The sequence below is a fragment of the Gallaecimonas pentaromativorans genome (assembly GCF_003751625.1).
Lineage (GTDB): Bacteria > Pseudomonadota > Gammaproteobacteria > Enterobacterales > Gallaecimonadaceae > Gallaecimonas > Gallaecimonas pentaromativorans.
Genome location: NZ_RJUL01000002.1, coordinates 206214 through 228088, shown reverse-complemented (window position 1 = coordinate 228088; position 21875 = coordinate 206214). Strand labels below are relative to the sequence as shown.

22 protein-coding genes are annotated in these 21875 nt (G+C 59.1%); 10 read left to right on the top strand and 12 right to left on the bottom strand.

Going from position 1 to position 21875, the window contains the following annotated elements; translation table 11 throughout:
- Window positions 1-17 precede the first annotated feature (17 nt).
- Together EDC28_RS03895 and mtnA are read right to left on the bottom strand one after the other, a co-directional pair.
- Window positions 18-668 carry a hypothetical protein gene (locus EDC28_RS03895; protein WP_123420735.1) on the bottom strand — a complete coding sequence of 217 codons (651 nt, stop codon included), beginning with the start codon at window positions 666-668 and terminating at the stop codon, window positions 18-20.
- Window positions 669-682: 14 nt separating this feature from the next.
- Window positions 683-1672 carry an S-methyl-5-thioribose-1-phosphate isomerase gene (gene mtnA / locus EDC28_RS03890; RefSeq protein ID WP_123420734.1) on the bottom strand — a complete coding sequence of 330 codons (990 nt, stop codon included), beginning with the start codon at window positions 1670-1672 and terminating at the stop codon, window positions 683-685.
- 119 nt (window positions 1673-1791) lie between these two features.
- On the opposite strand from mtnA, the gene mtnK reads away from it, so the two are divergent.
- Window positions 1792-2976, top strand: coding sequence for an S-methyl-5-thioribose kinase (mtnK, locus tag EDC28_RS03885; protein ID WP_123420733.1), 1185 nt, complete (start codon window positions 1792-1794; stop codon window positions 2974-2976).
- A 24-nt stretch (window positions 2977-3000) separates the two neighbouring features.
- Here mtnK and EDC28_RS03880 read toward each other — a convergent pair whose 3' ends face one another.
- From EDC28_RS03880 to pspF, 6 genes are all read right to left on the bottom strand, one after another.
- Complete coding sequence (locus EDC28_RS03880) at window positions 3001-3771, bottom strand: peptide ABC transporter ATP-binding protein (protein ID WP_417356255.1); 771 nt, start codon at window positions 3769-3771, stop codon at window positions 3001-3003.
- A 2-nt stretch (window positions 3772-3773) separates the two neighbouring features.
- Window positions 3774-4775 (bottom strand): peptide ABC transporter ATP-binding protein, encoded by a 1002-nt coding sequence (locus EDC28_RS03875; protein ID WP_123420732.1) that lies wholly within the window; start codon window positions 4773-4775, stop codon window positions 3774-3776.
- Window positions 4776-5669, bottom strand: coding sequence for an ABC transporter permease subunit (locus EDC28_RS03870; RefSeq protein ID WP_050658639.1), 894 nt, complete (start codon window positions 5667-5669; stop codon window positions 4776-4778).
- Window positions 5656-6687 (bottom strand): ABC transporter permease, encoded by a 1032-nt coding sequence (locus EDC28_RS03865; protein ID WP_050658638.1) that lies wholly within the window; start codon window positions 6685-6687, stop codon window positions 5656-5658. The genes EDC28_RS03870 and EDC28_RS03865 overlap by 14 nt, the downstream gene beginning before the upstream one ends.
- Window positions 6688-8298, bottom strand: coding sequence for an ABC transporter substrate-binding protein SapA (sapA, locus tag EDC28_RS03860; RefSeq protein ID WP_123420731.1), 1611 nt, complete (start codon window positions 8296-8298; stop codon window positions 6688-6690).
- A gap of 102 nt (window positions 8299-8400) precedes the next feature.
- Window positions 8401-9453: a phage shock protein operon transcriptional activator gene (gene pspF / locus EDC28_RS03855; protein ID WP_123420730.1), complete on the bottom strand. Its 1053-nt coding sequence runs from the start codon at window positions 9451-9453 to the stop codon at window positions 8401-8403.
- 172 nt (window positions 9454-9625) lie between these two features.
- On the opposite strand from pspF, the gene pspA reads away from it, so the two are divergent.
- Genes pspA through EDC28_RS03830 form a run of 5 tightly spaced genes read left to right on the top strand, consistent with a single transcriptional unit; the run spans window position 9626 to window position 13392 of the window.
- Window positions 9626-10291: a phage shock protein PspA gene (gene pspA / locus EDC28_RS03850; RefSeq protein ID WP_050658636.1), complete on the top strand. Its 666-nt coding sequence runs from the start codon at window positions 9626-9628 to the stop codon at window positions 10289-10291.
- A 14-nt stretch (window positions 10292-10305) separates the two neighbouring features.
- The gene (gene pspB, locus EDC28_RS03845) at window positions 10306-10542 is read left to right on the top strand and encodes an envelope stress response membrane protein PspB (protein WP_050658635.1); all 237 of its coding nucleotides are present in this window, start codon (window positions 10306-10308) and stop codon (window positions 10540-10542) included.
- A 10-nt stretch (window positions 10543-10552) separates the two neighbouring features.
- Window positions 10553-10936 (top strand): envelope stress response membrane protein PspC, encoded by a 384-nt coding sequence (gene pspC / locus EDC28_RS03840; RefSeq protein ID WP_170164017.1) that lies wholly within the window; start codon window positions 10553-10555, stop codon window positions 10934-10936.
- A 45-nt stretch (window positions 10937-10981) separates the two neighbouring features.
- A complete protein-coding gene (locus tag EDC28_RS03835; protein ID WP_123420729.1) occupies window positions 10982-12367 on the top strand; it encodes a YcjX family GTP-binding protein in 1386 nt (461 codons plus the stop codon).
- Window positions 12364-13392 (top strand): TIGR01620 family protein, encoded by a 1029-nt coding sequence (locus EDC28_RS03830; protein WP_050658632.1) that lies wholly within the window; start codon window positions 12364-12366, stop codon window positions 13390-13392. Before EDC28_RS03835 ends, EDC28_RS03830 begins: the two co-directional genes overlap by 4 nt.
- 31 nt (window positions 13393-13423) lie before the next feature.
- Here the strand turns inward: EDC28_RS03830 and EDC28_RS03825 are convergent, their stop codons facing one another.
- A complete protein-coding gene (locus tag EDC28_RS03825) occupies window positions 13424-14092 on the bottom strand; it encodes a Fe2+-dependent dioxygenase (RefSeq protein WP_050658631.1) in 669 nt (222 codons plus the stop codon).
- Window positions 14093-14152: 60 nt separating this feature from the next.
- Window positions 14153-16345, bottom strand: a complete 2193-nt coding sequence (locus EDC28_RS03820) for a TonB-dependent receptor (RefSeq protein ID WP_123420728.1) — start codon at window positions 16343-16345, stop codon at window positions 14153-14155.
- A gap of 307 nt (window positions 16346-16652) precedes the next feature.
- Here EDC28_RS03820 and phhA point away from each other — a divergent pair, with 307 nt between their 5' ends.
- From phhA to tyrR, 3 genes are all read left to right on the top strand, one after another.
- On the top strand, window positions 16653-17453 hold the full coding sequence (phhA, locus tag EDC28_RS03815; protein WP_050658629.1) for a phenylalanine 4-monooxygenase: 801 nt from the start codon (window positions 16653-16655) through the stop codon (window positions 17451-17453).
- A gap of 10 nt (window positions 17454-17463) precedes the next feature.
- Window positions 17464-17799: a 4a-hydroxytetrahydrobiopterin dehydratase gene (locus EDC28_RS03810; RefSeq protein ID WP_050658628.1), complete on the top strand. Its 336-nt coding sequence runs from the start codon at window positions 17464-17466 to the stop codon at window positions 17797-17799.
- 103 nt (window positions 17800-17902) lie between these two features.
- A complete protein-coding gene (gene tyrR / locus EDC28_RS03805) occupies window positions 17903-19453 on the top strand; it encodes a transcriptional regulator TyrR (RefSeq protein ID WP_050658775.1) in 1551 nt (516 codons plus the stop codon).
- A gap of 22 nt (window positions 19454-19475) precedes the next feature.
- On the opposite strand, the gene EDC28_RS03800 is transcribed toward tyrR, so the two are convergent.
- Both EDC28_RS03800 and EDC28_RS03795 read right to left on the bottom strand, forming a co-directional pair.
- Window positions 19476-19946 carry a nuclear transport factor 2 family protein gene (locus EDC28_RS03800; protein WP_050658627.1) on the bottom strand — a complete coding sequence of 157 codons (471 nt, stop codon included), beginning with the start codon at window positions 19944-19946 and terminating at the stop codon, window positions 19476-19478.
- Window positions 19947-20021: 75 nt separating this feature from the next.
- Entirely contained in the window at window positions 20022-20594 is a 573-nt protein-coding gene (locus tag EDC28_RS03795; protein ID WP_123420727.1) for a TetR/AcrR family transcriptional regulator, read from the bottom strand.
- Window positions 20595-20796: 202 nt separating this feature from the next.
- Between EDC28_RS03795 and EDC28_RS03790 the strand changes: the two genes are divergently transcribed.
- Window positions 20797-21750 carry a GlxA family transcriptional regulator gene (locus EDC28_RS03790; RefSeq protein WP_050658625.1) on the top strand — a complete coding sequence of 318 codons (954 nt, stop codon included), beginning with the start codon at window positions 20797-20799 and terminating at the stop codon, window positions 21748-21750.
- Window positions 21751-21875: the final 125 nt, after the last annotated feature.

The window sequence follows — 21875 nt, the reverse complement described above, 5'->3', positions numbered from 1 at the left end:
CCCCTTTCGGGGCTTTTTTATTGGCAGTAACTGACGGTGGCAATGGCCGAGACCACCTTGGCGCGGCTGCCCTTGGGCAGCACGAATTCGGTGGGGCCCACTTCGCTGGCGCCAATGTTGTAGTTGTAGGTGTAACCCAGGCGGGTCCAGGGGAAGCCGTCGGCACGATAAGCGGTGGCCACCTGCTCGGCGTACCAGGCCAGGTGGCTGGCCGGGACTTTGGCCGGGAAGCCTGCGGTGCAGCGCAGTTTATCGGTGTCAGGGTTGGCGCAGGGCCGAAACAGCTCAGCCGATTTCACTTCCAAGGTGACAAACTGGCGCTGCTCACCCGCCACCTGGGGCAGCCCCAGCAAGGCCTGGGTTTGGCCAATCTTGTTTTGATAAGCCTTGCAAAAGCGTTTTACGTCGCCGTCCAACGTGACCCAGGTGTCACCCCAGTTGGTGGTGACATAACGGCCCCTTGGGAAGCTGTCGGGGTACTTGGTCCAGGTCACTACCCTGATGGTGCCTTTGGCCGGGGTGGCCAGCGGCACGTCTTCGCCGGGCTCTATCAGCGCCGCGTCTTCAAGGGCGGCCTGGTAGCGGTCGGCAAGGGTGGGCTGTGGTGCGCTGGTGCTGGCGCAACCGGCCAGCAGCAAGGGAAGGGCAAGCCAGAGTCCTTTGGTCATGATTCCTATCTCTTTTATTGCGAAAAAGCATCGGGGTTGGTGATCAGCCCCCGGTCGGTGATCCAGCCGCTGATAAGGGTAGCAGGTGTCACGTCAAAACCCGGATTGTAAGTCGCCGTGCCGCTCGGGGCCAGTTGCTTGTTGCCAAGGCTCAGCAATTCATCTGCCGGGCGGTCCTCGATGGGAATGGCCGCCGCGCCAGGGCAGGCCGGGTCAACGGTGGTCCAGGGGGCGGCAATGTAAAAGGGCACGCCAAAATGCTTGGCCAGCACGGCCAGCATCAGGGTACCGACCTTGTTGGCGGTATCGCCGTTGGCGGCGATGCGGTCGGCGCCAACCACCACCAAGTCAACCTTGCCGGCGGCAAAGAGGCTGGCGGCAGCGCTGTCGGGTTGCAGTTTATGGGCAACCCCGGCTTCTTTTAGCTCATAGGCGGTAAGGCGCGAGCCCTGACCCAGGGGGCGGGTTTCATCGACCCACACAAAAGGGGCAAGGCCTGCTTCCTGGGCACGGGTGACCACCCCAAGGGCGGTGCCGCGCCCGGCAGTGGGCAGGCCACCGGTGTTGCAGTGGGTGAGTACCCGACAGCCTTTTTTAAAAAGCGGCAGGCCGACGTCACTGATGCGCTCACAAAGGGCCACGTCTTCGTCAAAAAGGGCGACGGCGGCAGCCTCGATGGTGGCGCTGTCTTTATCCAGCAGCGGGTTGAGCCTGTCCAAGAGGTTCATCAGGTTGACGGCAGTGGGGCGGCTTGCCCGCAGCTGGGCACTGATGGCCTTGAGGGTTCGGGCGTCCTTACCGGCTTTGGCCGCAACCGCCAAAAACAACACCGCGGCAATGCCAATCAAGGGCGCACCGCGAATGGCCAGGCTTTGAATAAGGGCCACAAGATGGTCGGCGTCTTTTACCTCAACCCAAAGGGTTTCGCTGGGCAGGGCGCGTTGGTCGAGGATGGCCAGGGTACCGTTCTGGTAGCGAAGGGCGGTGGCTGTGCGTTGGGTCATGGTCGGTCCGTGGCAAACAAAAACGCCATTTTGCCATTGAATAAAAGAGAGGTGTAGACGTCTAAACGTTTTTACGTTTAAATCTCCGGGTGTTTATACCGATATACCGGAGTCGTGCCATGCCTTATCAGGCCTTTGACAGCCTGGCCGCTGTCGCCTTTGCCAAACAACGTGGACTCATCGCGGCGGATGCCGATGTCAGTTGCCGCGAGATAGGGGATGGCAATCTCAACCTGGTGTTCCACCTGCAAACGGCCGATTCCAGCTTTATCGTCAAACAGGCGCTGCCTTACGCCCGCTGCGTGGGCGAATCTTGGCCGCTGAGCCTGGAGCGGGCCCGTATCGAAGCCGAGGTGCTCAAGGCCCATGGCAAAGTGGCCCCCGAGTGGGTGGTGAAGGTGCTGGATTTTGATCTCGAGCAGTACGCCATGGTCGAGGAGGATTTAAGCCACCTTGAACTGCTGCGAAAGCGCCTCATTAACGCCGAAAAGGTCGATAACATGGGGCAAAATCTGGCCGATTACCTGGCAGATAGTCTCTATGCCTACTCGGATTTCGAGCTCGACCCGAAACAGAAAAAGGCCCTGGTCAGCCAATTTATCAACCCCGATCTGTGCCTTATTACCGAAGACTTGTTCTTTACCGACCCTTACCGCGAGCACGAGCGCAACGATATCTTCCCGGCCAGCCGCCAAAGCGCCGAGGCCCTCTGGCAAGACGACGAGCTGCTGGCCCGGGTTGCCGAACTTAAGGTGCACTTTTTGTCCTGCCCGCAATCGCTGCTCCACGGTGACGTGCACTCAGGCTCGGTATTCTCCGGCCCCGGCGAGCTCAAGGTGATTGACGCCGAGTTTGGCTTTTTCGGCCCCATTGGTTTTGATGTGGGCTCGGTGATTGGCAACCTGCTGCTGGCCTGGTGTCGCCACCATACCTTGGGTAATGAGGCGTACGCCGCCTGGCTGGTTGAGCAGTGCCTGGTGTTCTGGCAGCGCTTTGAGAGCCGCTTTAGCGCGCTGTTAAAGGGCAGTAAGGATGTGGCCCTTGTTAATGCCCGTTACCAGCGCCGCTTCGTGGCCAAGGTGCTGCAAGACACCCTGGGCTACGCCGGTACCGAGCTTATCCGCCGCACCCTGGGCCTGGCTCACGTGGCCGACATCACCAGCCTTGACGATGAACTGCGCGCTAAGGCCGAGCAACAGGCTCTGAGCCTTGGCAAAGCGCTGGTACTGGCCAGCGATGAGGCCACCAGCATTGGCCTTCTTAGCGAGCTTTTAAAGAAAGCGCCGGTTAGCGCCGCTGCATGAAAAAGGCCGCATCAGCGGCCTTTTTCAATTGCCCAGCAGGTTCTGGGCCATCAGCATGCGGCGGGTCACCTCATGCTGGGGGTCGCTAAACACTACCTCTGTCGGCCCGCGCTCCACCACCTCACCGTGATGCATCACCAGCACCTGATCGGAGATGTGTTTGACGATGCCCATGTTATGGGACACAAACACGTAAGAGAGCTTGTGCTTTTTCTGCTCGTCGAGCATGAAGTTGAGGATTTGCCCGCGAAGCGACACGTCCAGGGCCGCCAGGGCTTCGTCGCACACCAGCACCTTGGGCCCGAGGATCAGCGCCCGGGCCAGAGCCACCCGCTGCTTTTGGCCGCCGGAGATCATGTGCGGGTAGTAGTCGGCGTGTTCGGCCAGCAAACCGGCCCGTACCAGGGTGGTTTCGATTTTGGCCTGGCGCTGGGCTGGGGTCAGGTCGGTATTGAGCTTTAAGGGCTCTTCCAGTTGCCGGCCTATGGTCACTCTGGGGTTAAGGGTGGTGGAGGGGTCTTGGAAAATCATGCGAATGGAACGGCAGGCCTGGGGCGAGTGCAGGGTTAACGGCTCGCCGCCCAGTTTTACCTCGCCGCTGCTGGCCTTTTCGGCCCCCACCAAGAGCTTGGCCACCGTGGTTTTACCCGAACCGGTTTCACCCACAATGGCCAGCGTCTGGCCCGCTTCCAGAGTAAAGGACAGGGGAGCAACGGCCATGATCCGGCTTTTTTTGAAAAAGCCGTCACGGGTCGCGTAGGTCTTGGACAGTTCGTTTACTTCCAAAAGGGCCATGCTCAGTCCTCCATGTTAATGGGGTAGTGGCAGGCAAAGCGGTGGCCCTTGAGGTCTTTAACCAGAGGTTTTTCCACGCATTTTCGCTGGGCCCTTGGGCAACGGGGCCCAAGCTGGCAGCCGATGGGCAGGTGCTGGAGCGGCGGAATGGAGCCCGGCAGGGTGTGCAGGTGCGACTTGTGCTCCAGCCCCTCTTCAAAATGGGGGATGGAGCGCAGCAGCGCCTGGGTATAGGGGTGATGAGGTCGGGTCAAAATGCTCTGGGTGGGGCCCGCTTCCACAGTTTGCCCCGAGTACATCACGGTGATGGAGTGGCTCCATTTACTGATGGACTCAAGGTCATGGGTAATGAGTAGCACCGACATGTTACCCAACTGGTTGAGTTTCGCCAGCAGGCCGAAGATCCGCGCCTCGGTGGTCACTTCCATCTGCGCCGTGGGTTCGTCGGCAATGATGAGCTTGGGGCCGCTGGCAATGGCCATGGCGATCATCACCTTTTGGCACAGGCCCTCAGAAAGCTCATGGGGGTAACTGGCCAATACCCTTTTGTGCATGGGAATGCCTACCCGGTGCAGCAGCGCCTTGGCTTCCTGGGCGCGCCAGCGACGGCGACCATAGAGATTCCAAAAGGGTACTGGGCACTGGTGGTGGGGCAAGGCCTCAAATAGGTGCTGGGCCACGGTCAGCATTGGGTCGAGGCAGGTCATGGGCTCTTGGAAGATAAAACCCAGCTCGCGGCCAATCAGCTCGCGGCGGTCTTCCATGGGCAGATCGGAAAGCTCCACCCCCTTCCAGTGCATGCGATCGGCATGGACATGCCAGCTGTCGCTTTGCAGGCCCAAAATGGCTTTGGCCACCAAAGACTTACCCGAGCCCGACTCGCCCACTAGGCCCTGGATCTCGCCTTCGTTGATCAGCAAGTTGACCTTCTCTACCGCCTGAACCCGCCCTTGGGGGGTGTCGAGGGAAATGGTGAGGTTGCGGATATCCAACAGCGCGCTCATTTATTGCTCCATCCGGGCATTGAGGGCCTGGCGCAGGCCGTCGCCCACCAGGTTGATGGCGATGACGGTGGTAATGATGGCAACCCCCGGCAGGGTAATGGTCCAGGGAGCGAGGTAGGCCAAATCGGTGGCGCCGGCCAGCATGGTGCCCCATTCGGACAGCGGCGCCTGGGCGCCCAGGTTCAAAAAGCCCAGGGCGCTGATGTCCAGCACTGCTGCCGACAGCCCAAGTGCGTATTGGTGGACGATGGCATCCCCCACATTGGGGAGGATAACGTCCCACAAGAGCCGAAACCGGCCTACGCCGTCCAGGCGCGCCGCGACCACGTATTCCTTTTCCATTTCCGAGGCCACGGCGTCGTGGGTAACCCGCACAAACTGCGGTACCAGTGCCAGCCATACGGCAATCAGCGCCGAGCCCAGCCCCGGGCCCTGGATAGCCACAAAGAAGATGGCCAGCAGCACCGAGGGGATAGACAGCAAGGTGTCGAGGAAATGGTGCAGTATCGAGCCCTGCAGGCCCTTCAAGGTGCCGGAAATGGCCCCCAGTACTACTCCCAGCACCGAGGCGGCGGTCACCACCAACAGCGCCGAGCCGAAGGTCAGGCGGGCGCCGAACAGCAGCCGCGACAACAAGTCCCGGCCAAGGTCGTCGGTACCGACAAAGTAATCCACATGGCCGTTTTGGGCCCAAGAGGGCGGCACCAAGAGGGCGTCGGGGTGCTGAGCCTGAGGGTCAAAGGGCGCCAGCCAGGGGCCGAAAATGGCGGCCAGCAGCAAGGCGGCAATGATGTACAGGCCCACCATGGCCTGGGGGCTTTTACGAAACGCCCGCCAGGTATGCACCAGCGGCGACGGGATGCGCTCTTCGGCGTAAAGGTTAGGACTCTGCATGGAGGCGTTTTCGGTGTAAGGGGTCCATGGCGGTAAAGATAATGTCGTTCACCACGCTGACCAGGATAACAAAAGTGGAGATCATCAGCAGGCAGCCCTGGATGGCCGGGTAGTCCCGTGAATAAATGCTGTTGATAAGGTAGTTGCCCACCCCAGGCCAGTCGAAAATGCTCTCGGTGATGATGGCGCCGGAAATAAGCGCCGAGAATTGCAGGCCCAAGATTCGCCCTACCGGCAACAGGGCGTTATGCAGGCCGTGGCGGCGCACCACCCGCCACATGGAGCCGCCCCTGGCGCGGGCGGCGCGAATGTAGTTCTTTTTCAGCACGTCCCGAAGCGAAGTGCGGGTCAGGCGCGCCACCACGGCGGTGGGCACCGTGGCCAGTACCAGGGTTGGCATCACCAGGTGCGCCAGGGCGTCGCGCAGGGCCTCAAGGCGATAGGGCACCTTGGACAGCCAAATGTCCACCAGCAAAAAGCCGGTCTTGGCGGGAATTTCATACAGAAGGCTGAGCCTTCCCGACACCGGCAACCAACCGAGTTTCAGGGAGAACAGCATCACCAGGATCAGCGCCCACCAGTAGATGGGAATGGAATAGCCGAACAGCGCCAGGCCCTGCACCGCGTAATCGGTACCGGACTTTCGGTACACGGCGGCAAAGGCGCCGGTAGGAATGCCAATCAGCAAGGCCAGCAACATGGCCGCCAAAATCAGCTCCAAGGTGGCCGGCAGGGTGCGGGTCAGCGCCGCAAACACCGGCTCGCCGTTACTCAGCGAGTAGCCCCAGTCGCCGGTGAAAATGCGCTCCAGGTAATAGCCAAACTGCACCACCAGGTTGTCGTCAAGGTGGTAATGGGTACGCAGCGCCGCGATTTGCCCCGGCCCCAGGCCGTCGGTGTTGGCCAGATGGCTAAGGCCGCTGCCCGGCCCCAGGTGGGTCAGGCTGAACGACACCACCGCCAACAGCAGGAAGGTGATGATAAAAAGGTTGAGGCGGCGAAGGGTGTAGTACAGCACTTATTGTACCCTCCTGGCCTTGGCAAAGCTGATGGCGCCAAAGGGATGCAGCTGCACGCCGTCGATGTTTTTGCGGCTGGCCAAAAAGCGCAGGCCGTGGGCGATGGGCACCACCGGCACCGCCTTGGCAAGATACTGCTGGGCCTCCAGGTAGTAGGCCTTGCGTTTATCCCGGTCCGGGGTGAGCAGGGCCTTGGCCAGGATGGCGTCAAAGTCCGGGTCGCACCAGTTGGCCCTGTTGTTGCCGCTGGCCATAGCGGCGCAGCTTAGGGTGGGAGTAAAGAAGTTGTCCGGGTCGGTGTTGTCGGCCGACCAGCCAATCAGCACCGAGTCGTGCTCGCCACGGGCCAGGCGCCGGCGAAAGGTGTTCCAGTCGTAGGTGACGATGCGCACTTTGACGTTGATGGCGGCCAAATCTGACTGGATAAGCTCGGCCATCTTGCGGGCATTGGGGTTGTAGGAGCGCGATACCGGCATCGCCCACACATCGAGGTTAAAGCCGTTTTCCAGGCCCACGTCGTTTAACAGCTCCCGGGCCTTGGCCAGGTTTTGCTTGTTCTGGGGCAAATTGTCGTCATAGGCCCAGGAGCTTGGCGGCAGCAGCGAATTGGCCGCCGAGCCGGTGCCGTAATAGACCGCCTGCATGATGGTGTTGTGGTCGATGGCCAGCGACAACGCCTGGCGCACCCTCGGGTCGTTAAGGGGCGGGCGCTCGGTGTTAAAGGCCCAGAAGCCCACATTAAGGCCGGGCTCTGATTGCAACTTCAGCTCTTTGTGCTTTTGAATCTCGCCAATTTCCGAGGCCAGCGGCAAGCCCATCACGTCGCATTCGCCGGTCACCAGTTTGGCCAGGCGCCGCGAGCTTTTCTTGGTGATGTCGAAGATAAGCGGGTTCACCGCTACCTTGCCGTCCCAGTAATCGGGGTTGGCCTTGAAGCGGATAAAGCTGTCTTTGCGGTAGCTTTCGAAAACAAAAGGGCCGGTGCCGATGGGCTCGTTGTCGATTTGCTCGGGGTGGTTTTCGGCCAACAGGGTATTGGCGTATTCGGCCGAGAGAATAACGGCGTAATCGGTGGCAAGATTCGACAAAAACGAGGCGTTGGGCCGGTTAAGAACGAAGGTCACCTGATAGTCGTTGTCGCGGATAATGCTGTGCAGCTGCATCCCCAGGCCCACGGCATCAAAGAAGGGGTAATCGCCCCCCGAGACGTTGTGATAAGGGTCGTTTTGGTCCCACTGGCGGCGGAAGCTGAAAATCACATCGTCGGCATTAAAATCGCGGCTGGGGGTGAAATAAGACGTGGTGTGAAATTGCACACCCTTTCTCAGCTCAAAGGTGTAACGCAGGCCATCGGGGCTCATCTGCCAGCTTTGGGCCAACCGGGGGATGACCTTACCGGTCTTGGGATCGATATCGATGAGCTTGTCATACAACTGATTGGCGGTGGCATCGGCGGTGGTGCCGGAGGTGCCAAGCTGGGGATTAAAGGTTTCGGGGTTGCCCTCTGAACAATAGACAAGGCCCTGTTGCACAAGGCTTTTATGATTGTCAGAGCAGCCGCTGAGCAACAGGCCCAGCACGCCCAACACCAGGATACGGTTAGCCAGCATAACCCATGCCGTCAGTCGATGTTAAAGAACGGGAGGCGAACTCTACCACTGTTGACTGACTCCTTCCAAACCCTTGGCGTCCTTTACCTTTAATGTCATCTGTCAGCTCTCGTCTGCGCCCAGTAATTCGTACTTACGCAGTATGCCCCGCAATTGGTGGTAGGTCAGCCCCAGGGCGTCGGCGCTGCGCTTTTGGTTGTACTGGTTGGCCTTGAGCGCCTCGGTGAGCACCTGCACCTCAAACTCCTGGGTCAGGGTTCTAAAATCCAGCGGAAAACTCAGCGCCCCCCCATGGCTGGCGCCCTGGCTTTGGGGGGCAGAAGGGGAGGCGGCCTGCACCGCTCTGTCCTGGGTGCGCACCTGGTGCTTTGGCCGCCAGGGCGACTCGAAGGGGTCAAGGATGATTTGGTGTACCGGCAAATCCGGGTTGTTGTGGCGGTAGACCGAGCGCTCTACCACGTTTTTAAGTTCCCGGATGTTGCCTGGCCAGTGGTGATCAAGGAGCAGCTGCTGGGCCTTTTTGGTAAAGCCCGAGAACAGCGGCTGATCCAACTGGCGAGCCATGTTGATGGCGAAGTGCTCGGCCAGCACCATGATGTCTTCGCGCCGCTCCCGAAGGGGAGGCAGGGTAATAACGTCAAAGGCCAGCCGGTCTAAAAGGTCGGCCCGAAAGGCGCCGCGCTCGGCCAGGGTGGGTAAATCTTCGTTGGTGGCACACACTAGGCGCACGTCGGATTTTAAGGTTTGGCTGCCGCCAACCCGCTCGTACTCACCGTATTCGATGACCCGCAGCAGTTTTTCCTGAATAAGCCCCGAGGTGTTGGCCAATTCGTCCAGAAACAAGGTGCCGCCGTCGGCCCGTTCAAAGCGGCCGCTGTGGCGTTTGGCGGCGCCGGTAAAGGCCCCTTGCTCGTACCCGAATAATTCGGATTCCAGCAGGTTTTCATTCAAGGCGGCGCAGTTGAGCTTGAGGTAGCTCTGGTCCCAACGGCTCGACAAAAAGTGCAAACGCTCGGCAATGAGTTCCTTACCGGTACCCCTTTCCCCTATGATGAGCACCGGCTTATTGAGGGGCGCGGCCCTGGACACCTGTTCTATTACCTCAAGGAAGCTATTGGCCTGACCGAGCAGGTTGTCGTGTTTTCTGGATGCCATGAGTGGTGATTTTCGCCAAATAGTGGTTGAACCTATGATAAGCCAATTTGGTTAACAGTATTCAAACATAATTTTCTATTTAAATTCAGTGTGTTATATTTTTTGCCAAAGTGGCACGCTTTTCGGATAAGGGAAAACAAGGAACTCCCTTAGATCAGACGAGGAACATGATATGGGTATTTTCTCTCGCTTCACTGACATCGTGAATGCCAACCTGAATGCCTTGTTGGACAAGGCCGAAGACCCCGAAAAAATGGTGCGCCTGATCATTCAGGAAATGGAAGACACCCTGGTGGAGGTCCGCTCCCTGTCTGCCAAGGCCCTGGCCGAGCGCAAGGATCTGGAACGCCGCATCGCCAAGCTGGCCGAGAAGGCCCACGACTGGCAAGCCAAGGCCGAACTGGCCCTGACCAAAGACCGTGAAGACTTGGCCAAAGGCGCACTGATTGAAAAAAGCCGCGCCGAAGAGGCCATGACCACCCTGCAGGCCGAGTTGGTGCACGTGGAAGAGTCCATCGCCAAACTCAGCGAGGAAGTGGCGCAGATCAACGAAAAGCTGACCGACGCCCGGGCCCGTCAAAAGAGCATTATCCTGCGCAAGCAGTCCGCTCAGACCCGCCTGGATGTGCGCAAGCGCTTCGACGGCTCCAAGGTGGAAGACACCATGGCCAAGTTCGACCAATACGAGCGCCGTATTGACGATATCGAAGCCCAGGTCGAAGCTTATGATTTAGGTAAAGGTAAATCCCTGGACGCCGAGTTTGCTGCCCTGGCCGCCGATGAAAAGGTCAACCAGGAACTGGACGCCCTCAAGGCCAAGATGGCCAAAAAGAAATAACACAGGAGTAAATGATGGAGGACGTGCTGCAATTGATTATCGCGCCATTGATCGTGTTCATGGTGATAGTGGCGCCCATCTGGCTCGTCCTGCACTATCGCAGCAAACGGCAGGTAGGGCAGGGCTTGAGTGAAACCGAAAGGGCACAACTGGTCGCATTGTCCCAGACCGCCGAGAAAATGGCCGAGCGTATCGCCACCCTCGAGAGGCTGTTGGACGAAGAAAGCCCCCAGTGGCGTAACAAGGCGTAAGGAGCATCTGATGAACAGTTCACGAGGCACCCTGTACCGTTACCCCGAAGAAGGCAAAGTGGCCGGCGTCTGCGCCGGCATCGCCCACCACTTCAACCTCGAACCCTGGTTGGTGCGGGTGTTGGTGGTAGCCGGGGCGATACTGTCAGGCTCGTTCTTCATCGTCGGCTACGTGGCCCTGTGGTTTATCCTCGATAAGGCCCCGGCCAGCGCGAATAGCGCCGAGAAGTCGGTACAACTGAAAAGCCAAATTTGGCAGGCCGGAGAGCCGCCCCGCCAGGCCATGAGAGACCTGAACGAACAGTTCTCCCGCCTTGAAAAAAGGCTCAGAAGCCTGGAAGGTCACGTCACCTCGACGGAGTTCCAGCTCAACCGGCAGATAAGCCGCTTGTAAGGTAATGAGGCGCCCACCGGCGCCTTCTTGTTATTGGGGAAAGGGATGCAAGGCAGCACATTGTTTAAAAACCTCGCCAGAACCGCCACCGACACCCTCAAAAGGGGCCTGGACCAGCAGGTTCGGCTGGCGGTAACGGGCCTGTCCCAGGCCGGAAAGACCGCATTTATCACCTCCCTTACCGACCAACTGCTGCACGGCAGCCCTCGCCACCTGCCGTTTTTCCCGGTGCAGGCCGAAGGGCGCTTCCTGGGGGCAAGGGAAATGCCCCAGCCCCACCCCCTGGTGCCCCGGTTTCGTTACCGCGACAACCTCGCCACCTTGCAGGCCGAGCCGCCGCGCTGGGCGCCGTCCACCCACGGTATCAGCGAGCTGCGCCTGCACCTTAAATACAAGCCAGATAGTGGCCTTCGCAGCTTTTTAGGCGAGCCGGTCACCTTGGTGCTCGATATTGTCGACTACCCCGGCGAGTGGCTACTGGACCTTGCCATGCTCGAGCAAAGCTACGGCCAGTGGAGCGCCCAGCAGCAACAGCTCCTTAGCCAAAAACCACGGGCCGACCTTGCCGCCAGTTGGTGCCAGGATGCCCGTGCTTATTGCGAGCAAGGGGAGCAAGACGAGCTTAAAACCGAGCAACTGGCAGAGCGTTACGCGGCGCTACTGCAAGATTTTCGCGAAAGTCTGGGCCTTTATTTCCTGCAGCCGGGGCGCTTTTTGCTGCCCGGCGAGCTGAAAGGCGCCCCGGTGCTGGGCTTTTTCCCTTGGCAAGGAGAGGCCGGCAGCGACTCGGCGCTGTACCGGCAGCTTGAAAAGGTATTCGAGCAATACAAAAGTGAGGTGGTCAAACGCTTTTACCGCGACCACTTTGCCAGCATGGACCGCCAGGTGGTGCTGATTGACACCCTGGCCGCCCTCAATCATTCACGAGCAGCGTTTTTAGACTTGCAACTGGCCCTGACCGAGGTGCTGAAAAGCTTTCAGTACGGCCAAAGCGGCCTGCTCTCAAGGCTCTTTTCGCCCCGCATCGACAAGGTGCTGTTTGCCGCCACCCAGGCCGACCGCTTAACGCCCGATCAGCGCCCGGCGCTCTCCAGCCTGCTCTCGGAGCTGATAAACCCGGCCCTTGAGCCCATTCGTTTTGCCGGTATCGAGGTTGGCGTTGAGACCCTGGCAGCTATTTGCGCCACCCAGGCCGGCAGTGGCCAGTTGGACGGCGAGACCCTGCCTTGCCTGCGCGGCCGCCTGGTCGATAACCGCCAGGTCACGCTCTTTCCCGGCGATATTCCGGCCAGCCTGCCACAGTCCTATTTTTGGGAAAGCCAAGGCTTTGCTTTTCCATCATTCGCGCCGCCCTTGGGGCTCACCTCGCCGCTGCCGCACCTTCGCATGGATAAAGCCTTGGCCTTTGTTTTGGGAGACAAGCTCAAATGACCTTAAGACCGAGCCGCCTGATTGACGATGCCCCAAAGGGCCCGGTGCTTCGCGAGGCCGCAGAGCTCACCGGCGACGATTTTGTGCCGGACCAAGACGGCGCGGTGGAGCAGCAACTGACCCAGGCCATCCGCACCAAGCGCCGCCCCTGGCTTGCCTGGGGCTTGGTGTTTTTACTGCTGGGCGCCCTTGGTCAGACCGGGCTCTGGCTCTATGAGCTGTGGCAAACGGTGCCGGTGCTGGCGCTCCTTTTTACCCTGGCAACAGCGCTCCTTGGCGCCGGTGCCCTGCGGGCACTTTTTCGCGAATGGCGGGCGCTTAGGCGCTTAAAACGCCTGGAGCGAGACAGCGCCCGCGCCGCCAATGCCGCCACCGGCGATGACGCTCTCACCGTCCTTGAGCACAGCATGAAGATGCGGGGCCTTAACCAAAGCGCCGCCATGGAGCAGTTTTTAAGTGAGGTGGGCAGCCATGACAGCGGCGAGGAAGTGCAAGGGCGCTTTCGCCAGCGGGTGCTGACCGAGCTTGACGACAAAGCCCAGCTGCTGGTGCGCCGCTATGCCTTGGAGGCCACGGTCATGGTGGCGGTAAGTCCTTTGGCACTGACCGACATGGCCATTATCGCCTGGCGCAACCTGCGCCTTATCCGCGAGGTGGCTAAGGTGTACGGCCTGCCCCTTGGCTATTGGAGCCGGGTGCGGCTGGTGCGCCAGGTGTTTATCAACCTGCTTTATGCCGGCGCTTCCGAACTGGTGATGGATATCGGCATGAGCACGGTCGGCGCCGATTTATTGGGCAAGCTCTCGGGCCGCGCCGCCCAGGGGCTGGGGGCCGGGCTATTAACGGCGCGCCTTGGCTGGCAGGCCATGCGCCTTAGTCGCCCACTGCCCATGAATGAGACCGAAAACAAGCGCCTTGGCAAAGCCCGGGCCCGGCTGCTGGTGGATATGGGCAAAGATCTGATGAAGCTGCCCGGCATGATGCTGAGCCGCAAAAAGACCTCGGTGATGGTGGAAGACGAGTAAAAAACCAAGGGCGCCGATGGCGCCCTTGGTTTTAGCTATCGGCCCAGCGGCGGATAAGGTTGTGGTAGATGCCAGTCAGCTCGGTCACTTCGCCGTGCTGCTCGCCGGCCAGGCGCTGAATGCTGTTGTCCAACTGATACAGCAGCCGGCGCTGGCCTTCGTCGCGGACCATGCTTTGCAGCCACATAAAGGCGCTGGTACGGGCGCCTCGGGTAACCGGCTCCACCCGGTGCAAACTGGTGGAGGGGTAGAGCACCAGGGAGCCGGCGGCCAGTTTGACGCTGTGACTGCCGTAGGTGTCTTCCACTACCAGCTCGCCACCGTCGTATTGGTCCGGCTCGGTCAGGAACAAGGTGGCGGAGAGGTCGGTGCGCACCATGCCGTCTGGGGTGTGGCGAATGGCGTTGTCGATATGGTTGCCAAAGGTCTGGCCGGCCTGGTAGCGGTTAAAAAGCGGCGGGTAGAATTTTAACGGCAGCGCTGCCGAGATAAAGCGGGCGTCGCTCAGCAGCCTATCAACAATGGCCTGGCCCACTTCGTTGGCGCTGGCGTCGTCTCGGGGCAGTTGCTGGTTGCGTTTTTGGCTGGCGGCCAGGGGGCCTGAGGTCTGGTTGCCGTCAATCCATTCAAGGCCGTCGATAATGGCCCGGCACTGGGCCACTTCTTCTTTACTGAGCACGTTGTCGATCGCGAGCAGCATGATGTCTCCTTACAGGAAAACACCGCCCGATGGCGGTGTTTTTTGGTCAGTGTGCCTGGCTTAGAAGCTAAAGTCAGCGCTCAGGCTCGCAAAGCGGCCCGGGGCTACGGTGGCAAAGTGCGCGGCATAGGCTTTGTCGAAGTAACGCTCGTCGGTGAGGTTCTGCACGTTTAGGCGCAGGGTCACCCAGTTGTTCACTTCGTAGCTTGCCATGGCATCAAAGCGCCAGTAGGAGGGCACGTACAGGGTGTTGGCGGTGTTGCCGTACACCTTGGACATGTAATAGGCGCCGCCGCCCACTTTAAAGGCCTCGGTGATGGCGTAGTTGGTGAACAGGCTCAGGCTCTGCTTGGCGGTATTGGGGAAGCGGTTACCGTCGTATTGGCTGTTGATGCCGTTGCTTTCAAGTTCGCTGTCCAGGTAGGTGTAACCACCAAAGGCCTGCCAGTTGTCGGTAATTTTGCCGGAAATTCCCAGCTCGATACCCTGCACCTTCTGTTTGCCTACGTTCTCTTGCGGCGCGCCGCGGCCGGCTTCGGTAGAGACACGGGCGTTGTCCTTGTTGATTTTGAACACTGCCGCGGTCAAGGACAGGCGCTCGCCCATCAGATCCCACTTGGTGCCCAGCTCCAGGCTGTCGGTGTCTTCTGGCTTGAGGTCGTCATTGCTGGTGGAAAGGCGGTCGGCGCCGTCACCGTTGGAGGTGCCAGGGGGGTTGGAAGAGGTGCCCCAGGAGATATAAACGCTGCCGTTACTGGCTGGCTTGTACACCAGGCCCAACTGGTAGTTCAGGAAGTCGTCGCTGTTGGAGAGGCTGGCGGTGGCGCTGTCGCTTTGGGTGTCGTAATCGTCCCAGCGCAGGCCAAGGCTCAGCAGCCAGGCGTCGTTAAATTCGGTGGTGTTAAAGCCGTACACCGAGCGGGTGGTGGTTTTGGTCAGCGTCGGGGTGTTACGGCGCTCAATGCTGCCCACCCAGGGGTCGTTGGGGTTGGGGTTGACCAGCGGCGCACAGAAGTAGCCTTCGAGCATGCCGGCGTCACTGCAACTAGTGGACATGGAGCCGCTTGGCAAGGTAACGCCGGTGGTGACGTTGTAGCCGTCAGCGTCGGTTTTCTCGTGCGAAAGCTCGATGCCGGTGGCAAAGCGGTTGGTGATACCGGCCAGTTGGTAGGAGCCGGAAAGGTCAAACTGGGTGGCCAGGTTATCGGTGACCGAGTAGCGGGATTTTACGCCGCGATACACAAAGCCGTTGGCCACGTTGCCTTTGGAGTCGTCTGGGTTGGTGACCACATAATCGTTGGTGGAGCGGCCATAGACGGTGGTGTTGGTAAAGAGCAGGTTCGGGGTGAGGTCGTGCTCAATCTTGATAAGGCCACTGTCGACCTCGTTACGGCGAAAATCGCGGTCTTTGAGGCCGTAGAAGCTGTCTTTATCCACGTCGGCCGGCTTGCCGGTGGCCTGATCGTAGGGAATGCCGTAGTCGGGCATGTCGTGGCTTTCAAAGTGGTAATAGGCCAGCTTGGCGCGGGTGCGGGTGGTGAGCCCCAGGGCGATGGAAGGGGCGATACCCCAGCGGTCACCGTCAACGCCATTACGGCCCGGCATGTCGGCGTCGTGGCTCATCAGGTTAAGGCGCACAGCCGCTTCGTCTGAGATCACCTTGTTAACGTCCAGGGTGGCGCGCTTCATGTCGTCGGTGCCGGCGGTCAGGGTCAGGTGGTTAAAGTCCTGCATGCCCGGGGTTTTGGTGACGATGTTAATGGAGCCGCCCACGGCGCCGCGCCCGGCATAGGTGGAACCTGGGCCTTTAAGTACTTCAACCTGCTCGATATTGAACACTTCGCGGCTTTGGGAGCCCACATCGCGCAGGCCGTCTACAAAGGTGGATGACTGGGCGTCGTAACCACGGATAAAGGGGCGGTCGCCGTAAGGGTTGCCACCTTCACCGCTACCCAGGGTAATGCCGGGGGTGGCGCGCAGGGTGTCGCTGAAGGTCAGGGCGCCCATGTCTTTGATAAGGTCGCTGCCGATGACGGTAACGGATTTCGCGGTATCGGACAGGGATTCGGTGAACTTGGACGATTGCACCCTGTTGATGTTGTACCCGTCTTGCTGGCCTTTTACCTCGATATGCTCGACCGGCTTGGTGGCCTCGTCGGCCATAGCCGGGGCGGCAACCACCGACATGCCAAGGGCGATGGAGGCAAGGGAACGGCTATTAAATTGCAGTTTGTTGTTGCAAGACTTGGTCATGCGAAACCCATCCGTGATTCTAAATGAAAATAATGTGCATTTACGGTGAAAGTGGGCGGATGATAATCAGGATTTAACATGCAATCAAGAATGTTTCTCATTAGTAATTCTTTGTTGCTGGTTTAAACAGCAGTACCAAGGTGGGCGCGAGCTGTGGTTTTGCCAGCTTTCTCTGCTATTTCATTGGTTTGGGGTGGCTGTGTATTTAATTGTTTACGGCTGTAAAGCCATCTGACCAGTGGCGGGGGCTTTTGCCGGCAAGGGGGGCTGCGTACTCTCGGGGAAGATTCAGAGATTGAAGTACGTTATGGCTAAAGGCACTAAATACACCTCGAAAATGCCCGATGCAGCGGGCGTTATCCACTACAGCGCCGAAGAAAACGCCGTGTGGCAGACCCTTATCACTCGCCAGATGGCCTGTGTACAAGGGCGCGCCTGCCAGGAATACATCGACGGCTTGGCGCTTTTGGACCTTCCCACCGACCGTATTCCCCAGCTTGGGGAGATCAACGCTGTGCTGGGGCGCACCACCGGCTGGCAGGTGGCTCAGGTTCCGGCCCTTATTCCTTTTGACGAGTTCTTCCGGTTGCTGGCCAACAAAGCGTTTCCGGTGGCCACCTTTATCCGCACCGAAGAAGAGCTCGACTACCTGCAAGAGCCCGATATCTTCCACGAGATTTTTGGCCACTGCCCCTTGCTGACCAACCCCGACTTTGCCCACTTTACCCACCTGTACGGGCAGCTTGGGCTTAAGGCCAGCAAAGAAGACAGGGTGTTCCTGGCACGGCTTTACTGGTTTACCGTGGAGTTTGGCCTGGTCAATACCGAAAAGGGTCTTCGCATCTACGGCGGCGGCGTCCTCTCCTCGCCTGGGGAAACCCGCTACGCTCTGGAATCGGACAAACCGCTGCGCAAACCGTTTAGCGCCTTGGATGCCCTGCGTACCCCTTATCGCATCGATATCATGCAGCCGGTCTATTATGTGCTCGAGAACGTGCATCAGCTGTTTGATATTGCCCAGCTCGATATCATGGCGCTGGTGAGCGAGGCCCGGCAACTGGGCCTGTTCGAGCCCCGTTTTGCCCCTAAAGAAAAGAAAGCCAGTTAAGGAGAGACAAGTGACGGCACTTGCCAACCAACAATGTGAGGCCTGCCAGGCCGGCGCGCCCAAGGTCAGCGATGACGAGCTCAAAACCCTGATGCGCGAAATTCCCGATTGGGCGCCCATGGCCCGCGACGGCGTGCTGCAACTGGAGCGGGTGTATAAGTTCAAGAACTTCAAGCAGGCTTGGGCCTTTGCCAACAAGGTGGCTGAGCTTGCCGAAGCAGAGTTTCACCATCCGGGCATTTTGATGGAGTGGGGCAAGGTCACCGTTACCTGGTGGACCCACGCCATCGGCGGCCTGCACCGCAACGATTTCATCATGGCCGCCAAGACCGATCAGCTGCTTTGAGCCGGTTTTTTGGCCCTGAAAATGCCGCACTCAGTGCGGCATTTTCTTTATTCCCCATAGCGTTATATTATCGCCGTCTTGGGAAAAGCCCTTTGTGAGCACCATGCGTCTGGAGATTTTTTGCGAAGACAGGCCGGGTATCGCCCGGGAGGTCCTCGACATCCTTGCCGAAAGGCACATCGATTTGCGCGGTATCGAAGTCGATCCGGTAGGCAAGATGTATCTGCATCTGCCGGACTTGAGCTTTGACGAACTCAAAACCCTGCTGCCGGCCATTCGCCGCATCAAGGGGGTTGAAGATGTGCGCACCACTGCCTTCATGCCCACCGAGCGCGACCACTACGAGCTGGCCACCTTGCTGCAAACCCTGCCCGATCCGGTGATCTCGGTAGATAACAAGGGCCGCATTCTTATCATCAACCCGGCGGCGGCGCGGCTGCTCAAGGGCGATGTCGAGGCCTTGCCTGGCCAGCAGTTATCCCTGTGGCTTGGCGGCTTCAACCTGCCGCGCTGGCTCGAAGAAGACGAACCGGCGCCCATCAGCATGCTGGTGAAATTGGGCGGCCAGCGATTGCTGACCGATTTTCTGCCGGTTTGGGTCAGTGACGAGCTTGAGCGCCGTACCTTGGCAGGCGCCGTGGTCACCGCCAAGACTCCTCATCGCCTCACCACCCAGCTTAATCAGGCTCGGGAAGGCACGGCGTCTTTGGATGCGATCCTGGCCGAGTCGGCCCAGGCCAAACGCCTTATTCGCCAGGCCAAAAAGCTGGCGCAACTGGACGCACCTTTGCTTATTCAAGGTGAAACCGGCACCGGCAAAGAACTGCTGGCCCGGGCTTGTCATGACAGCTCCTTGCGCCACCAAAAGCCGTTTTTGGCCCTTAACTGCGCCTCCTTGCCGGATAACGTCGCCGAAACCGAGCTGTTCGGTTACGGCCCCAATGCCTTTTCCGGCGCCAATGCCACCGGCAAGCGCGGGGTCTTTGAAGTCGCGGACGGCGGCACGGTGTTTTTGGATGAAGTGGGGGATTTGGCGCCGGCCATTCAGGTTAAATTGCTGCGTCTTTTGCAAGACGGCACCTTCCGGCGGGTCGGGGACGAAGCGGAGCGCAAGGTTAATGTGCGCATTATTTGCTCGACCCAGCGCGACCTGGGCGCCCTTTGCCAAACCGGGCAGTTTCGCCAGGATTTGTACTATCGCCTTAACGTGCTGAGCCTGAGCTTGCCGCCGCTTCGGGAGCGCCCGGATGATATCCTACCGCTGGCAGACTTGTTCCTGGACCGCCACTGCGCCGCCCTTGGCCGCGAAAAAGCGCAGTTGTCGCAAGCCACCCAGAATCTCTTGGTCAACTACCCCTGGCCCGGTAACGTGCGCCAGTTGGAGAACAGCCTGCTAAGGGCAGTCTCTTTGCTGGACGGCGGCCAGATTGAGCCCAAGCACCTTGAGCTGCCGAGCCAAACCCCATCGGTGAGCCTGGGGGACGCAGCCCTGGAAGGCACCTTGGATGAGGTGATGAAGCGCTTTGAAAAAAGCCTCTTGGAGCGGCTTTATCCGGCTTACCCCTCGTCGCGCCAGTTGGCGAAAAAACTGGGGGTGTCCCATACCGCCATTGCCAACAAGCTACGCGATTACGCCATCAACAAGAAAAAGTAAGGCGGCCTCGGGCCGCCTTTTCTTACAAACCCAGTTCGCTGAGGCCTGGATGGTCGTCCGGGCGACGACCCTGGGGCCAATGGAACTTACGCTCGGCCTCGGTGATGGGCAAATCGTTGATGCTGGCGTAGCGGTTAATCATCAAGCCGTTGTCGTCAAACTCCCAGTTCTCATTGCCGTAGGAGCGAAACCAGTGGCCGCTGTCGTCGCGCCATTCATAGGCGTAGCGCACCGCGATACGGTTACCGTCAAAAGCCCAAAGCTCCTTTATCAGGCGATATTCCAGTTCCTTGTGCCATTTTCGGCTTAAAAAGGCCTCGGCTTGGTCGCGGCCCACCACAAACTCGGCGCGGTTGCGCCAACGGGTGTCGAGGCTGTAGGCCTTGGCGACCTTGGCTGCGTCACGGCTGTTCCAGCCATCTTCGGCCAGGCGTACTTTTTCAGTGGCGCTTTCGCGGGTAAAGGGGGGCAGAGGGTGGCGCACTTCTGACATAACAAACTCCAAGGATAATAGGGCCGCTTGGCGGTCAAGTGGGACAAGCAAACCGGACCGAGACCCGGCAGTCAGTTAAAGCCCATGGCGCATAAGTAACAGTTCGGCCAATTGGGCAGCTGCACCGGCACTGGCCGGGCGGGAAAAAATAAGGGCCTGAGTGATGGCGCCATCGATAAGCAGCAGTAGCTGATCGGCCATCACCGCTGGCTCTTTGGCGCCCAGCGCCTCACAGCGCTGCATCAGGCTCTGGTGCAACCGCCCCTTGTGAAACCGCGCCTCTTGGCGCACCGGATCGTCATGGTCCGCCACTTCTCCGGCGCCGTTGATAAAGGCGCAGCCGCAAAAATCCTCGCTGGCAAACCAGTCGGCCAATACCTCAAAAGCGCCAAGCAGCTGGGCTCTTGGGCCGTCATAGGCGGCAAGGCCCGCTTCAAACCAGGCCATCCATTTGTCGTCGCGGCGCCTAAGAGCGGCGGCAACCAAGGCATCTTTGGTGCCGAAGTGCTTGTAGATGGTTTTTCGGGAAACCCCACTGGCCTTAACGATGGCGTCCATCCCGGTGGCACAGATGCCGCCCCGGTAGATAAGGGTTTCGGTGGCGTCTAAAAGACGGCTTATTGAGTCTGGGGTGTCGATGCTTTTCATGTTTCTTATGGTAGAACGATCGTTCTCTTTGGTGCAAGGGTTTATTTTTATGGGGTTGGATTGAAATAAATAATTGATATTGCGATAACTGTTTTGTTTTAATTCGATACTACAATTCAGCTGTGAAATGCACAGGGAATTGCGAGTTTGGCCGGTAATTGGCCCGTAGTTTCGTTAAACCCAGCCCGGAGTTCTTGGATAGATGAAGACGGTGGCTATCGTTGTATTCCCTGACTTTTTAATGCTCGACATGTCGGGCCCAGCTGAAACCTTCACGGTGGCGAACCGCTACCTGCCGGCCGATGAGCGCTACCGTATCGTGCTGGTCAGCACCGGTGAGCTTGACGTGCAGGCCTCCAACGGCATCAGGGTCAAGGCCGATACCACCATTTTGGATACCACTGAACCCTTTGATTTCTTGCTGGTTGTTGGTGGCCCTGGCGCATACAGCGGCGCCCATCCCAATCTTTGCACCTGGCTTCGGGATATGTCTGGGCGGGTAGGGCGTCTGGTGTCGGTCTGTACCGGCGCTTTTTTACTGGGAGAAGCCGGGCTTTTGGATGGACACCGGGTGACCACCCACTGGAGCTATACCGAAAGGCTGGCTCAGGCCTACCCCAAGGCCAAAGTCGAACAAAACCAAATTTTCATCAATGACGAACAGGGGCTAGTGAGCAGTGGCGGCATTACCGCCGGTATCGATTTGGCCCTGTCGCTTATTGAGAGCGATCATGGTCGGCAAGTCGCCTTGCAGGTGGCCAAGGTGCTGCTGGTGGTGATGCGCCGCCAGGGCGGGCAGGTACAGTTCAGCCCGCTCCATGCCGAGGTTAATACTGACGAATCCCCCATCGCCAAGGTACAGCGCTACGTGCTGGACAATCTCCATGAAGACTTCACCGTCGAGCGGCTGGCGGACCTGGCCGCCATGAGTCAGCGCCATTTTGCCCGCAGTTTTGTCCAGGAAGTCAAAATGACGCCCATGGAGTTTGTGCGAGCAGCTAGGGTGGATTCAGCAAGGAAAATGTTAGAAAACAGCGCGTTGCCGCTAAAAACAATCGCCTATCAAAGCGGCTTTGCCAATAGCCGCCAGATGCGTCAGCAATTTAATGACAAGCTGGGGGTTACCCCTGCCCAATATCGGCGCCAATTTGGTTAACTGGCCGTTAACTGACCTAGGATGGCCGTAATTGCCCTTTATTCGTCGTCATTTCTCAGCTGAGATCAGCAATCATTACTTGTGACCTTTAACAAGGTTCAAGGATTGCCACCCTTGGTTTCGGT